Below are 14,138 nucleotides of genomic sequence, written 5' to 3' on the forward strand. Positions count from 1 at the left end.
GGTAGAAAATACAATTGTATATCAAATCTTTATTATATAAATGCAAAAAAGCTTAGAGTTTTAGTTCTAAGCTTTTTTGCATTGCTTAATCGCTCCCTTTAAAGAGCACTATTTTTTATCCATCCGGATTTACTCAATACATAATGATTATAAATTTGATTTTCTATCATCTGTTGACCCAAATAAGTAAACCCGCATTTTTCAATAACTTTATTTGACGGTACGTTGTTTATTACTGCAATTGCGTTAAGGACATCTACATTTGTATTTTTAAACAAATAATCGATTAAGCCTTTTGTCGCTTTCGTTGCATAACCTTTATTATGATATTCACTTGAAACGGCATACATAATTTCTCTATTTGGTGAAGGAAGCTCATCTTTCATACTTGTGCAGCACCATCCAACAAATTCATTAGGCGATTTCTTGAATATTCCTAGCTTTAATATATGGTCATCTATGTTATTCGTAGTTCTAACTGCATGAAGAAACGCTTTATTTTCTTGTATTTCATAATTTGCAACCCAATCAACCCTTTGTTCTTTCGTTGATTTCCAGTCCGGTAAAAACTTTGCTATCTCCGGTTGATTTGCTATTTTATAAATACTCTCTGCATCTTTCACCGTAAACTCTTGCAGGTATATACCTCCACAATCTATTCTAAATAAATTAGTCAAACTCTCTTCTCCCATGTTAATCCCCCCTACTTACGTTAAAGCGCCTTAATCTGCTTCGTAAGTTCCATAAACCGTTCATCTAGTTCTTTATATTCTTTGTCTTTAGAAGTTAAAAAGCTTAATTTCCCTAATACTTCTTGTCTTTCTGTTTCTAACGTTAAACGTAGCTCTTCAATTTCATCCCTTGTTTTCGTAGGTTCTTCTAGCTGTTTTTGTATCGTATTGTTTAAAAACACAAGTTTTGTGTTAGTTGTTTTCTCCAGAAAATATCGATCGTGAGAAACGATAACGAGTGTTCCGTTATACTCAGCTAATGTATTTTCAAGTTGTTCACGTGAAGGCAGATCAAGATGATTCGTCGGCTCATCCAAAATGAGTACATCTTTTTCATCTAAAATATAAGACATTAACTTACACTTCACTCGTTCCCCCATACTCATATGTTCAATCGGCTCTTTCCACTGAGAGGCTTGGAATCCTAAATGTTTCATTAAATTTTGGACTTTTCCTCTTTCTTCAAACGTCTCTTTGAAAAATAAATCTTCTGGTGTTTTTTCCAGCGGTAAATCAAATACTTCTTGTGTTAAATAACCGATGTTTGCTGATGGTGAAATCCATACTTCTCCTTCAGCAGTTTCCACCCCCATAATCATCTTCAGTAATGTTGTTTTCCCGCTACCATTTGGTCCAACAATCGCAACCTTCTCACCATGTTGAATTGTAAAATTAACGTTTTCAAATAATGTTTTTCCATGAAATTCTTTTTTTAATTGCTTTACTTCTAAAAAGCGTTTTCCTACTTTTTTACTCGCTTGAATAGAGAATTCAACTGAATATTCCTCTTTCACACGTTCTACCTTCGTTTTCTCTAGCTCTTTTTCAAGACGTTTTCGTTTTGACTTCACTTGTGCATCCATGCGTTTCGCTTTTACACGATAAAATTCTTTAACCCCTTCTTGTTTTGTAGACTGTGCATGTGCCTTTTGTGACCATGAACTTAATTCTTTTATATGAGTTTCTACTTGTTCTATCTTTTTTTGTTGTTTTTCATATTCACGCTGCTGCGTCATTCTTTTCTGCTCACGTGCTTTCATATAACTCGTATAATTCCCGCTATGGTCAATTAATTTCTTATCCTCAATTGACCATATTCTAGTTGCAACAACATCTAAAAAATATCGATCATGCGATACGACGATAACTGTACCTTTCATATTTTTAATTTGTTTAATGAGAAATTCCGTACTCATCTCATCTAGATGATTTGTCGGTTCGTCTAATATTAAGACATTAGGATTTTCAGCAAACCCTTTTGCCAATCGAACTTTCAGCTTTTCACCACCACTTAAAGTAAGAAAATCGTTCGTTGGTACGCCCCATTTCGCAAGAAGTTCTGCTTCCTTTGCAATCATATCCTTGCTAACGAAAGATTCTTTTTCTTGTTCAACATATGCAGTTGTCATATTCATTTGCATCCATTCAACAGTGCCTTTTGACGGTTCAATCTTCCCATTTATTAATTGAAGTAACGTTGATTTACCAGCCCCGTTTTTACCAATTAATCCGATAACATCCCCTTGTTTTACTGTCACATTCATTTTCTCTAACAAAGTATTTTCCTTTATTTCAACATAAACATCATTTAATTTTAATAGTTCTTTCATAATACCGATCCCTTTCATTAAGGGAGAATAAAAAAATCCTCCCAAATAAATTTGGCAGGATTAGTCATTAAAATATTTATACCCAAATAAGCTATTGCGCAACATAAATAGCAATACCGTTTATGGAAATTGGGCAGACTAATCCTATTTTTTAGAAATTGAAATTTATTGAATTTCAACATTTAAAAATAAGATTAGTTAATCATCGTCCACCCATCATTCCTTTCCGTTGTTAGTAACCATATTGTACCATGATAGTACTGTATGAGTAAATGCAAATATATGTGCTATTATAAAGATTGCTTTCTTCTAGGTCTATTTATCATTTCTTAACTTCAAATTGAACAATCACAAATTACATTTGTTGTACTACTTGCTTTAGATTTCCCTAGCAAGAAACTTCTAAGCAACCCCTCTTATATAATTTTTATATAAATTTAAGATTAATTATATATTATACAGACTACATTTCAGTTTTTATAATAAAGTTATCATTTTTAAGGAGGGATTCTACAATGGAATTTAGCAAACTAGGAAACAGTGGATTAACAGTAAGCAAGATTGCATACGGGAACTGGATAAACCATGGCGGAAAAGTAAATGAAGATATTGCAAATGAATGTGTGAAAGCCGCATTAGATGTTGGAATTACAACGTTCGATACTGCAGATGTTTATTCGGACACTATTGCCGAGGAAGTACTTGGTCGCTCTTTGAAAGGGACACGCCGAGAAAGTATAGAACTTTGTACAAAAGTATGCCATCCGACCGGACCTGGAAAAAATGATCGAGGTTTATCACGAAAACATATTATAGAAAATTGTAATGCATCGTTACAACGGCTACATACAGACTACATTGATGTCTATTATGCACATCGATTCGATACAACAACTCCTCTTGAAGAAACAATGTTAGCTTTCTCAGATCTTGTAAGACAAGGTAAAGTTCTTTATTTAGGTGTAAGTGAATGGACATCGGAGCAAATCACACGCGGTGCAGCACTTGCCCGAGAATTGAACATTCCTCTTATCGCTAGCCAGCCTCAATATTCGATGTTATGGCGAGTGATCGAAACAGATATAATACCTACATGTCAACGTGAAGGACTTGGTCAAGTTGTTTGGTCTCCCCTCGCACAAGGTATTCTCACTGGAAAATATCAACCAGGTAAACCATTGCCGACTCAATCACGTGCTAATTCAGATGCTGGAAAACCATTTTTCAATAAACTCGTACAACGTTGGATGAGTGATAATGTACTTACTGCTATACAAAAACTTAATCCTATTGCACAAGAAAATCATCTCACCCTACCTCAACTCGCAGTTGCTTGGGTACTACAAAATCCAGCTGTTTCCTCTGCTATTATTGGCGCTTCCAATCCGGAGCAAATAAGAGAAAATGTAATTGCCTCTAGTATTACATTGTCACCTGAAATTATGGGTCAAATTGATAGTGTGCTAAAAGGTTTCATTGAGTATGACCCAAGTAAAACAGGTTAAATCGTCAGTGATTTAACAATAAATATAGTACCTTTCCCAAATCACTACTGCCCATCCAATCAAGATGGGCCTTTACTTTTTAAATTCAAATTGTGAAGTCGTATAAATCTCTCTAACAACTGATAAGAAGTTCTCGAGCACGACAGACTTTTCATCCTGCCTCCATCCAGCGTATAAGTTTATTTCCGGTGTATGTTCCTGAATGTCTTTATATATGACTCCCGATTTTTTATAACTCTCCACCGATGATGGAACGACAGAAATCCCCATTCCTGCTGCAACTAAATTAACAATCGTCTGCATTTGAATTGCTTCTTGAACAATATTTAAACTTACTCCATGTTCCCAAAAGTAACTAATAATTAAATCATAAAAGTTAGTACCGAAATGACGAGGAAATAAAACAAATGGTTCATCTACTAGTTCTTTAATAGAAATATTAGGTAACGAAACTAATGCGTGATTTTCATGTAAAACCAATTTTAAACGTTCTTTAGAACAAACTTCGGAAGACAATATTTCATTATTCTGCTTAGAACGAATAAATCCAATATGAATTTGTTTTTCATAGAGTGCTTTTATTTGCTGGTCTGTTGTCATCTCGCGTAATATAAGCTGAATTTTTGGAAACCGTTCTCGAAATGTTTTTAATATGTTTATAACCGTTTCTGTAGAATCGACAAAACCGATGATTAAATGTCCTACCTTTCCTTCATCCGCAAGCTGTGTTTCCTTAATAGTTCTATCTACTTGAAGCAGTGTTTGTCGCGCACCTTCTAAAAATATTTTGCCAGCATCGGTAAGCTCAACTATTCTTTTTGTTCGATGAAAAAGTTGGACCCCTAATTCATCTTCTAATTTACGAATTTCTTGGCTTAAAGGAGGTTGTGCCATCATAAGACGTTCTGCTGCACGACTAAAATTTAATTCTTCTGCCACCGTTATAAAATATTTCATTTTTCGAATATCCATTACAATCCCCCTATCATTCACAACTAGTAAAAAATATCTCCTTCTAATAAATTGTAAATAAAAACAGGAAGAAACTATATCAGTCCCTTTTCGTTTCTTTTTTATCATAAATCATTTCATCAAAATACGAGAGATTTATACTAAGTTGAATTACATGTTTTGGGCAATTTCATTACTTACATATATTATTTGATTTACCATTTGGTTGAGTAACGAGTTCTTGATATTTTATTCACCTAATTATAAAAACAAAATGTTATTCTTTATCCAATAACCACTTATTGTTTTTCGATAAATTTTTATTGATTATCCCCCTGTAATAAGCTATTATATGTTTGCAGAAAATATAAATGTAAGGATTGAATTTATGGACAGGACATTAAAAATCACAAAGTTAAATATGTTTTTACGGATTTTTCTCATCCCGATTATAGTAGGGATCATTGTTGGTATACTAACTAAATTGGGGCAAGGTATACTTCCAGGACATTGGAATTCATTAGCTAATCTAGGAAGTGTTTGGTTAGTTCCATCCTTTTTTGTGGCTAGCTTTAGTTATTCTAAGCGTACAGCTATACTTTCCGGTATCCTTGCACTACTCGGTATGGTATTAGGCTACTATGGTTATGCAATAGTTATTAAAAATGTAGCTCACTCTATTTATTTTATATCTGTATGGATTGTATGTGCATGTATAGGAGGAACTATCTTTGGAATTGCAGGTTTTCTATGGAAAGATACTACAAATCCACTTCATAAATTCGGAAGCGCGCTTATTAGTGGAGTTTTTGTAACGGATGGACTTCACATTCTTTTAAATTTTGAAGACTATAGTCACATGTTACCTGTTGGATATACCGAAGTGATAGTCGGGATTATCTTAATTCTTGTGTTAGAACGCTCTAATGCTAATCGAATTTCTTCTTTCTTAATGATGGTTCCTATCACTATTTTAGGATTAATTGGATATAAATTATTAAGTTTGTTTGCTTAATATCATGAAAAAACAAAAGACTAATTCTATTATAATTCACAATACATATCACGAATTCGAACATTATACTTATTAATGTTGATACACTTATTCATAGGACGGATTCATGAAGCTATCTCTTTCAAAGGGGTGGCTTTTTACTTACAAAAACTATTTATCAGCTTTTTATTAAATACTTCTAATTTAACAATCGTATTTATTAGCGTGTCATTATACATACTAAGATGACCTGTTATCATTTCATATAATCGCTATAAAATAAGGCTAAAAAACTTATCTCCAAAGTTCTTTAGCCTAGATTACTTATTTACACATTATAAAATTTAATTCGCACAACAGTGCCTTTACCAACTTCTGAGTCGATTTCTACACTATGTCCTAATTGTTTCGTAATTTCATATACAAGATATAGCCCCATTCCAGTTGATTCTTTAAAATCTCTACCGTTTTCTCCTGTAAAGAAAGGTTTAAACACTCTTGGTAAATCTTGCTTCGGTATCCCTACGCCATTATCGGTAATTTCAAGTATAACGTTATTATCTTCCTTACAAGCTTTCACTTTAATCTTCTCTCGACTACCAGCTGAATATTTAATCGCGTTAGATAGTATTTGTCCAATTAAAAATTGTAACCATTTCGCATCACTTTCTACAGTAATGTCCTTTTCAATTTTGAGCTCTGGATATACAAAATTCCGAATAAAGAAGCGTTTATGTTCATGTACAGAATCATTCACTATTTTATGTAGCTGTACTTTTTCCACATAAAAATCTTGTGTAAATGCTTCTAAACGTGCGACATACAGAGCCATATCTAGCCCCTTTTTCAGCCTATCTGTTTCCTCATTTATACTTTCAAAACGCGAATCTACTTCATCCTGTGTAATTAACTCTATTACAGATAAAGGTGTTTTCATTTGATGTATCCATTGATTCATAAAAGTTAGATGATCATTATTTTTTCTCTCTTGTATTTGGAGCTGATTTTGATAATGGCGATATTGTTCCTCAAGCAAGTCTTGAAGCGCAGTAGATAAAACCGCAAAATCTGATTTTTGAACAGACTCATCTAAAGAGTTCAACGGATTTGCTAACCGTTCATAGAAAGTACGATGGGTAAAGTAACGAAATACTAAATAACCTACCATAAAAAAGACACCTAAAAACATTGCATATAATGCCGTTGCAATATGATTATGCCCATCAAACCAATATACAAGAAATATGGCTAGTAGCTGGATTACTGTAAAACAAATAAGTGGTATATGATCACGAATAAACAACCTTATCATTTCTCCATACCAGTATCCCAAGTAATATGTAATCTATAACCGACACTACGGATCGTTTCAATTGCATCTTCAATCTGCAATGTTTTTAACTTTTTACGCACACGAGTTGTATTTACGCTTAAAGTATTATCATCAACATAAGATTCGCTATCCCATAATTTATTCAACAACACTTCTCTACCCACAACTCGCGGATAATTTTTCATTAACATCTCTAATAAAATAGCTTCGTTTCTCGTTATATCAATCTCTTGATTCTTAAGCTTCAATACAAGCCTTTCTGGATATAAACAAAGGCCTTGTTGCTCAATCATCCGTTCTTCTACTTTCGGTGCATAATCCCCGTAAGCACGTCTTAAATGGCTACGAATTTTCGCCATTACAACTTCGTAATGGAAAGGCTTTGAAATAAAATCATCGCCTCCGTTTTCTAACGCCATAACTTGATCCATCGTGCCTTCACGAGCCGAAATAAATAATATCGGACATGTAGAAACTCCGCGAATTTGACGACACCAATAGTACCCATCAAAACTTGGTAAATTAATATCTAATAAAACTAACTCTGGTTGTTCTTCTAAAAAAATGTTTAATACATTTTGAAAATCCGATACAATAATTCCTTCATACCCGTATTTCGCGACATGTGTTGATAATAGTTCTGCAATTTTCATATCGTCTTCTACAATCATAATTTTAACCATGTATTTACTCCTTTTTCGATCCACAATCTTATATTCAATTATATAAAATAAATACTACCTGTTTTTATATCATCCGTAAATCAAAAAAGGATACTTTTATACAACAGCATCCTTCTTCTATCATTCTTATTTAATATGAAATTTACTCAAATTAAAACCTAGCTTCTCCACATAATCCATACGTAGTTCCATTCGTGCTGTTTTAAGCGGGTCCACAACTTGGCAAACTCTTAAATCGCCTGCAGCTGATAATAAAAGCGTTGCATCAGCTTTAGACATTTCTAATTCTTCATGTAAAAATGTCACCATATTACGTACAGCACAATTCGCTGCATCATCTAACAATTTCTCTGAAGCAATCGTCATTACTTTTTCTTTTTGGATCGCCATTGGTAGTGGCCATTTCTTTCCTTTTATAATTTGAACTGTAACAGTTACCTCACCAGCAACCTCTACTCCACTAACCCCAATTTCACCATCACCCATCGTCGCGTGTAAATCGCCTAATGCTAATAGGGCACCAGGAACATTTACAGGTAATAATAATGTTGTCCCTTCTTTTATTTCTTTACAATCCATGTTCCCGCCATGATCATGCGGTGTGCCACATGAAATACTCTCTTCTTTCGGCGCAGTACCAATAACACCGATCATTGGATTAATCGGGATTTGTAGTTCATTTGAAAACAAAACATGTTCATTATGTATTGGGACGAGTTTCACTGTATTTTCATTTAGATCTTCACCCATTACGCCAAGATTCGCTCCTGTAGTTAAAACACCTTGCTCTGCGATGTTAATCTTTTCAATCGTTACGACTAAAATATCACCAGGTTCTGCACCATTAATATATACAGGCCCAGTCGCCGGATTAATTCGGTTCCAATCTAATTCTTGAAACGCAACATCTTCAGATTCAATTTGATTTTCAAAGCAATCATATGTTTCAAATACAAGACGACTCTCAATTTCTACTTCCATACACGGCTTATTTTCTGGTGACATTGCGTAAATAATATGGTCTTTATGAATTCGATACACGTTATCTCTCCCTTTTACATTAGTCTACAATTACTAATTAGCTTTTTTCATAAAAGCTCCTTGTGAAAATTAATGAATTTACATATAGAAAAGCACTTAGCTTATTTTCATACATACACTCTTTACTATAACAGATAAAGAAAGGTGGTAGCACTATGCCCCTTATTCCATATAACGAAAGTGATGTTGATTTGCTAGCTCGTTTAATTCGTGCAGAAGCTGAAGGAGAAGGTCGACAAGGTGAACAACTTGTTGGCTGCGTAGTAGTAAATCGTGTATTTTGTGATTGCTTAGATTTTAAACAGCTTCGTTCTGTACGTGACGCAGTATATCAAAGTCCCGGTGGATTTGAAGCAGTACAATACGGATATTTTTATCAGCGTGCTCGTGATTCTGAAAAAGAAATTGCAAGAAAAGTTTTACAAGGTGAATGGCGCTGGCCAGCACGATGGGCTCTTTGGTATTTCCGTCCAGTTGGAGCTTGTCCGCCTGAATGGTATAACCAGCCATTTGCGGGACAATTTAAAAGTCATTGCTTTTATGAACCACGTGGGGATGAATGTCCGAAAATGTATTCACGGTAGCAAAATTTGAAACGCAAGTACTTAGATTTCTGAGTACTTGCGTTTCTTTTAGCATTTTTAGAAATCTAATAATGCGATGAACTTTTCAATGCCTACTACATGTATTAATAACGGTATACGTGGGCCGCTAGACTGATTTATAATGAGCCTATATATAATAATAAATAATTGTTTTTGATTTTCTTTCATTATTTTTTTATTTTCATGATGACAAATCGAATACAATTGTTCCATGCTTGGATGTTTTCTTATTAATTCATGTGCTACTTCATACGCCCAATGCATATATTACTCACCTCAATTGATTTTTTGTTTTCACATTTTCAGTTTTATGCAATAAAAAAACTCCCACCCCCAAGATTATTCATCTTGAGGACGAGAGTTGTTAGCTTCGCGGTACCACCTCAGTTTGTTAATACGTCGCCATATTAACCTCTTCAGGTACGGCAAAATATGCTTATACCCTATCTCTATAACGGGAGAACCCGTCGCACCATCCCTAAACAAATTAGTTCCTTGCGCAGCTCCAAGTCTTTTTTCATTAAGATGTATACTGCTCTTTCTCAGCTACCAGAGCTCTCTGTACGTATTCTTTCTTAACTACTCTTCTCTTCCATGCCATATTAAATATTAGTTTTTTCATATGATAATTTATAACGCCTTTATTGTCAAACTTTTCCGGACAAAAAAGCTATCTAAACAAATGCTTTATTGCTTCTAATTGAATTTTATGACTACATTCATCACAACAATATGTCCCTTTCGGTTTCTCTTTAAATCGCTTATATTTTTCGCTTCCTTCGTATACACGGAATATATTTTTACAAGAAAAGCAAACAATTTCATAAAACATCATATGCATTTTCCTCTCCATGTTTATACATTTTTTTAATCGCTTAAGATAGTCAGTTTTCTACAGTAAAATCTTAATATCCTCTTACTAAAAGGTTTACCTCTATTCTCATCGAATTATATAGATATCTTATAAAGCGAGGTGAACATCTTGGTCAGTAATATAGAATTAGTTTTAGATGCGAAAGCTAGTTTAGCTGAAGGGCCTTGTTGGAATGAAAAAAAGCAACTTTTATACTGGGTTGATATTATAGAGAAACAATTATGCATACATAATCCTACGGCTAATACAAACCGAGTAATCGCTCTCAATCAACAAATCGGCTGTGTTGTTCCATATTTAGAAGACGTACTACTCCTAGCTATGAAAAACGGATTTTATTCTATTAATGTAAAAACCGAAAAACTGACACATATTTTTGACCCTGAACCACATTTATTTGAAAATCGTTTTAACGATGGTAAATGCGATCCAGCAGGTCGTTTTTGGGCAGGTACTACAGATATATACGGTATTAATGCTGCAGGTTCCTTGTATTGTTTAAATAACAATTTAAGTGTCGAGAAAAAAGTTTCACATGTAAATACATCAAATGGCATCGCTTGGTCACCTGATTATACATACCTTTACTATATTGATACACCTACTAAAAAAGTAGTTCGTTTTCATTATGATATAAGTACTGGCGAAATTCGTAATCCAAGTGATGTAATCATTTTTCCCAAAAATGACGGTCTACCTGATGGTATGACAATAGACGAGGAAGGATGTTTATGGATTGCTCATTGGGGCGGCTCAAAGATTACTAGATGGAATCCTTCAACTGGAAAACAAATATTAAGTATCCCAATTCCAGCGCTATATGTAACGTCTTGTACATTTGGAGGGCCTAATTTAACAGACCTATATGTTACAACAGCCAGAACAAGAATGACGGATGACGAATTAAAAATATATCCACATGCTGGTGGTATTTTTCGAATTCAAACAAATATAAAAGGTTGTCCTACCCATTCATTTCGCAATAATAATATTGGAGCTGAAACTATATGAACCGTATTGATCACATAAGAAACGAAGAAAAGAAATATCATGACCTTTGCTATGAACAATATAAACTATTTGAAACTGGTTCTTGGCTTTATAAACCGGTTAAAACAGTTCTGGACTTGATGGATTACTTTGAAGAAAAACACTCTTTACAAGTACTTGACCTCGGCTCTGGCGTTGGAAGAAATAGTATTCCAATTGCACAAAAAATAAAAAATGCTAGTGGTACTGTTACATGTATGAACTTACTGGATTCCGCGTTAACAAAATTACAAACTTATAGTAAAGAACATGATGTATTTGAAGTTATAAAAACAGAACAAGCGGCAATTGAAAACTACTACATCCATATCCCCAACGGTCTCTTTAATCAAAAATAAATTCGCCAGTTCTTTAAGTTTCAAATCCCCCGCCCCCTTACACATTTCCCTATTTATCTTACCACTTTATATAAAATAATGGTTTAAAATTCCATATAAACCATCTTAAATAAAAAAGCACTTGTTTCCGCAAGTGCTTTTTTCAGGGATTTTGAGATACCCTATTAAAGAAAGTTAAGGTTACTTAAAGTTAATAGGTAATTCTATTATATGCTTGTCCTTTTTATTTGTGCATTATCAATATATAAACATCTTTAATCATATTTAATAATTTTTAATTATAGTTCTTTCTTACATTTTATCATTAAGAAATTAATTGAAGGCTTATTTTCCATGATCTTATTTGGTTCGTCAATTTCTGAAACTTGTACTAATCCATATTTATTAAAATCATTTTTTACAGATTCAGAATCATAGAAGAACATTTTTACGCCTTCCATTACCTCATAATAGTCTTTATCCAACTGTTTTCCTTTTCCATACATTGGAGCTTTTTTAGAAACAGTTGTGAAAACCATATATCCACCTGGTTTTAACTGATTATAACAATCTTTAATAAATTTCTCTCTTTCCTGTTCATTCAACAAATGAAGAAGTGCATGACTAAATATACCATCATACAGCTTATTATCAAAAGGCATTTCGTTTACCGAACCGTGATACATGCTAACATCTTCTAGTCCGTTTTCTCTTGCTAAATCGATCGCTGTTTTTGAAATTTCAATACCTGTTACATTTATACTATTTTTGATAAATACCTTCGCGTTTCTCCCATATCCAATACCCGGAACTAATATGTCTTTAACATTGTTTTCCACAAAAAAATCTTTTGTCAAAAGTGCAGATTCTGTAGGTTCAAACCCCCACATCGTTTGTTTCTCAATAAAGCTTGATTCCCAAAATTCCATTATATTTCTATCTCCTTATTTTTATCTCATTTTTAGTACCATATAAAAGACAAATAAATTTAAACGGTGCGGCTCCTTGTGCCAAATTAAATTTCTATGATTCTAATACAAGAAGGTATATGTATTATTAATACCTATGTTATTTCTTCTATTCAAAATAATTAACGTGGTCACTGAGCCCCATTGAATATAGCATAATAATAAGTCTATATCTATTATAAAGATTGGTTTAAAGTCCACCCTACTTTATGAATTCGTACGTTTGTAGAAAAATAAAAAGCACCCGAATGGATGCATAGAGTAAACTTATTCATTATTACTTTCTCCACTTTCATCATCAACTGATTTCGAGTCTAACATGCTGCCTATATCAGGCGGTAAAGCTAACTCTATACCAGCTACCGGTTGATTATCTTCATTAAACCATTGTTTCTTAAATTTAATCAATTCTTCATTTTTCTTATTTTCATCCATACTATCCCGCCTTTTATGTACGATATTAAACACTTTACTTAATATGTACATTGAGAAAGATAATATACTATTTGTACATGATGAAAGAGCAACACCCCTTCTCTGTTTACACAACCCGCTGTACCTATAAAAATCCCCTTACATGTTACTCCTCGTTTTGTTATCATATTTGTGACGAAATATATGTGAGCTACGTGATAAGTACTTGGTCATTTTATTCATATGAGACAAATACTTTTAAAGGAGTAATTATCTCTTCACTCAATTTCTCAAAACATTTTTCAAGTGCAGTATAATGAATTTCATATTGAAAAATCTCTTCTATCCATGGCGTCTGTTCTATTTGACTAAAAAACCAATCTGCATGTTTTTCATAATCATATCCATCACTTGAACCAATGATTTGCAATTCTTTTCGATAAAAGTCGGCGGTTAATGTTAAGTCTTCTATATTACCATCAGAAAGAATACATATCGCCCCATTACTATTAATAGCCTTTTGCAATGTGTGAAACCCTCTATTTGTAGCAGAACATTCGAAACCGTAATTATACGTATCTATAATTTTCTCTTCCGAATCATAGAGGTTTTTCGCACCAAATTTCTTTGCAAATTCTCTTCTATTTTTATTAGGCTCAACAACATCCACGTGCTCTACACCTACAAAGTATTTTAAGAAATAACAAGTGAGTAAACCAATCACTCCCATTCCGGTTATAAGTACCTTTTCATCCTTTTGCGGATTTAGTTTCAATACACCTTTAGCAGCATCACAAGAAAGAATAGATAATAAAGCAACTTTAGATTTTATATAACTAGGCACTCGAATTACTTTATCTCCCTTAACTATTCCTATCGTTTCATGCCCATAAAAAGAGACTACTTTATCACCTACGTTTAAATTTGTTACTTTATTACCAACTTGAATTACTTCCCCATAACTTTCATATCCAGTTTTTCTTGGATAAATAGGATTTGTATCTGTAACATCCGATTCTTTATACTGTGGTAACTTCATCTGCTGTTTTCCGCTCCAATCCA

13 protein-coding genes, 3 pseudogenes and 1 other annotated feature are annotated in these 14,138 nt (G+C 33.5%); of the genes and pseudogenes, 5 read left to right on the top strand and 11 right to left on the bottom strand.

All coding sequences use genetic code 11. The features are described 5' to 3' along the window. Window positions 1-98: 98 nt before the first annotated feature. Both QCI46_RS14580 and abc-f read right to left on the bottom strand, forming a co-directional pair. Complete coding sequence (locus QCI46_RS14580) at window positions 99-692, bottom strand: GNAT family N-acetyltransferase (RefSeq protein ID WP_353840659.1); 594 nt, start codon at window positions 690-692, stop codon at window positions 99-101. A gap of 20 nt (window positions 693-712) precedes the next feature. Continuing rightward, window positions 713-2,341: a ribosomal protection-like ABC-F family protein gene (gene abc-f, locus QCI46_RS14585; protein WP_353840661.1), complete on the bottom strand. Its 1,629-nt coding sequence runs from the start codon at window positions 2,339-2,341 to the stop codon at window positions 713-715. Window positions 2,342-2,856: 515 nt separating this feature from the next. Here abc-f and QCI46_RS14590 point away from each other — a divergent pair. Further along, on the top strand, window positions 2,857-3,846 hold the full coding sequence (locus tag QCI46_RS14590) for an aldo/keto reductase family protein (RefSeq protein WP_353840663.1): 990 nt from the start codon (window positions 2,857-2,859) through the stop codon (window positions 3,844-3,846). A gap of 72 nt (window positions 3,847-3,918) precedes the next feature. On the opposite strand, the gene QCI46_RS14595 is transcribed toward QCI46_RS14590, so the two are convergent. Beyond that, window positions 3,919-4,818 (bottom strand): LysR family transcriptional regulator, encoded by a 900-nt coding sequence (locus QCI46_RS14595; protein ID WP_327960952.1) that lies wholly within the window; start codon window positions 4,816-4,818, stop codon window positions 3,919-3,921. A gap of 367 nt (window positions 4,819-5,185) precedes the next feature. Here QCI46_RS14595 and QCI46_RS14600 point away from each other — a divergent pair, with 367 nt between their 5' ends. After that, entirely contained in the window at window positions 5,186-5,812 is a 627-nt protein-coding gene (locus QCI46_RS14600; protein WP_353840664.1) for a DUF6518 family protein, read from the top strand. A gap of 307 nt (window positions 5,813-6,119) precedes the next feature. Here QCI46_RS14600 and QCI46_RS14605 read toward each other — a convergent pair whose 3' ends face one another. From QCI46_RS14605 to QCI46_RS14615, 3 genes are all read right to left on the bottom strand, one after another. Beyond that, window positions 6,120-7,103, bottom strand: a complete 984-nt coding sequence (locus tag QCI46_RS14605) for a sensor histidine kinase (RefSeq protein WP_353840665.1) — start codon at window positions 7,101-7,103, stop codon at window positions 6,120-6,122. Further along, the gene (locus QCI46_RS14610; protein WP_166704948.1) at window positions 7,100-7,807 is read right to left on the bottom strand and encodes a response regulator transcription factor; all 708 of its coding nucleotides are present in this window, start codon (window positions 7,805-7,807) and stop codon (window positions 7,100-7,102) included. Before QCI46_RS14610 ends, QCI46_RS14605 begins: the two co-directional genes overlap by 4 nt. Window positions 7,808-7,933: 126 nt before the next feature. Next, window positions 7,934-8,848 (bottom strand): acetamidase/formamidase family protein, encoded by a 915-nt coding sequence (locus tag QCI46_RS14615; protein ID WP_353840666.1) that lies wholly within the window; start codon window positions 8,846-8,848, stop codon window positions 7,934-7,936. 155 nt (window positions 8,849-9,003) lie between these two features. On the opposite strand from QCI46_RS14615, the gene QCI46_RS14620 reads away from it, so the two are divergent. After that, on the top strand, window positions 9,004-9,432 hold the full coding sequence (locus QCI46_RS14620; RefSeq protein WP_001128407.1) for a cell wall hydrolase: 429 nt from the start codon (window positions 9,004-9,006) through the stop codon (window positions 9,430-9,432). A gap of 57 nt (window positions 9,433-9,489) precedes the next feature. Here the strand turns inward: QCI46_RS14620 and QCI46_RS14625 are convergent. Both QCI46_RS14625 and QCI46_RS14630 read right to left on the bottom strand, forming a co-directional pair. Next, window positions 9,490-9,666: pseudogene (locus tag QCI46_RS14625) on the bottom strand (lysine--tRNA ligase); the annotation flags it as partial. Window positions 9,667-9,800: 134 nt separating this feature from the next. Next, window positions 9,801-10,057: a binding site (T-box leader), on the bottom strand. A gap of 66 nt (window positions 10,058-10,123) precedes the next feature. Further along, window positions 10,124-10,294, bottom strand: coding sequence for a DUF2197 domain-containing protein (locus tag QCI46_RS14630; RefSeq protein ID WP_064774857.1), 171 nt, complete (start codon window positions 10,292-10,294; stop codon window positions 10,124-10,126). A 141-nt stretch (window positions 10,295-10,435) separates the two neighbouring features. Between QCI46_RS14630 and QCI46_RS14635 the strand changes: the two genes are divergently transcribed. Continuing rightward, a complete protein-coding gene (locus tag QCI46_RS14635; protein ID WP_353840668.1) occupies window positions 10,436-11,338 on the top strand; it encodes an SMP-30/gluconolactonase/LRE family protein in 903 nt (300 codons plus the stop codon). After that, a pseudogene (locus QCI46_RS14640) lies at window positions 11,335-11,682 on the top strand (class I SAM-dependent methyltransferase); the annotation flags it as partial. The gene QCI46_RS14635 and the pseudogene QCI46_RS14640, both read left to right, overlap by 4 nt. Before the next feature lie 311 nt (window positions 11,683-11,993). Here the strand turns inward: QCI46_RS14640 and QCI46_RS14645 are convergent. From QCI46_RS14645 to QCI46_RS29895, 3 genes and pseudogenes are all read right to left on the bottom strand, one after another. Continuing rightward, window positions 11,994-12,623, bottom strand: coding sequence for a class I SAM-dependent methyltransferase (locus tag QCI46_RS14645; RefSeq protein ID WP_353840669.1), 630 nt, complete (start codon window positions 12,621-12,623; stop codon window positions 11,994-11,996). Between the two features lie 306 nt (window positions 12,624-12,929). Next, window positions 12,930-13,097 (bottom strand): hypothetical protein, encoded by a 168-nt coding sequence (locus tag QCI46_RS14650; protein WP_046955966.1) that lies wholly within the window; start codon window positions 13,095-13,097, stop codon window positions 12,930-12,932. Between the two features lie 214 nt (window positions 13,098-13,311). Next, window positions 13,312-14,112 (bottom strand): annotated as a pseudogene (locus tag QCI46_RS29895) (zinc-dependent alcohol dehydrogenase); the annotation flags it as partial. Between the last annotated feature and the right edge of the window lie 26 nt (window positions 14,113-14,138).

The sequence above is a fragment of the Bacillus cereus group sp. RP32 genome (genome assembly GCF_040459735.1).
Lineage (GTDB): Bacteria > Bacillota > Bacilli > Bacillales > Bacillaceae_G > Bacillus_A > Bacillus_A wiedmannii.

What these genes read in the sequence shown, in the direction of transcription:
- QCI46_RS14580 (WP_353840659.1), bottom strand. Translation starts at nt 692, where the DNA reads ATGGGAGAAGAGAGTTTGACTAATTTATTTAGAATAGATTGTGGAGGT.
- abc-f (WP_353840661.1), bottom strand. Translation starts at nt 2,341, where the DNA reads ATGAAAGAACTATTAAAATTAAATGATGTTTATGTTGAAATAAAGGAA.
- QCI46_RS14590 (WP_353840663.1), top strand. Translation starts at nt 2,857, where the DNA reads ATGGAATTTAGCAAACTAGGAAACAGTGGATTAACAGTAAGCAAGATT.
- QCI46_RS14595 (WP_327960952.1), bottom strand. Translation starts at nt 4,818, where the DNA reads ATGGATATTCGAAAAATGAAATATTTTATAACGGTGGCAGAAGAATTA.
- QCI46_RS14600 (WP_353840664.1), top strand. Translation starts at nt 5,186, where the DNA reads ATGGACAGGACATTAAAAATCACAAAGTTAAATATGTTTTTACGGATT.
- QCI46_RS14605 (WP_353840665.1), bottom strand. Translation starts at nt 7,103, where the DNA reads ATGATAAGGTTGTTTATTCGTGATCATATACCACTTATTTGTTTTACA.
- QCI46_RS14610 (WP_166704948.1), bottom strand. Translation starts at nt 7,807, where the DNA reads ATGGTTAAAATTATGATTGTAGAAGACGATATGAAAATTGCAGAACTA.
- QCI46_RS14620 (WP_001128407.1), top strand. Translation starts at nt 9,004, where the DNA reads ATGCCCCTTATTCCATATAACGAAAGTGATGTTGATTTGCTAGCTCGT.
- QCI46_RS14630 (WP_064774857.1), bottom strand. Translation starts at nt 10,294, where the DNA reads ATGCATATGATGTTTTATGAAATTGTTTGCTTTTCTTGTAAAAATATA.
- QCI46_RS14645 (WP_353840669.1), bottom strand. Translation starts at nt 12,623, where the DNA reads ATGGAATTTTGGGAATCAAGCTTTATTGAGAAACAAACGATGTGGGGG.
- QCI46_RS14650 (WP_046955966.1), bottom strand. Translation starts at nt 13,097, where the DNA reads ATGGATGAAAATAAGAAAAATGAAGAATTGATTAAATTTAAGAAACAA.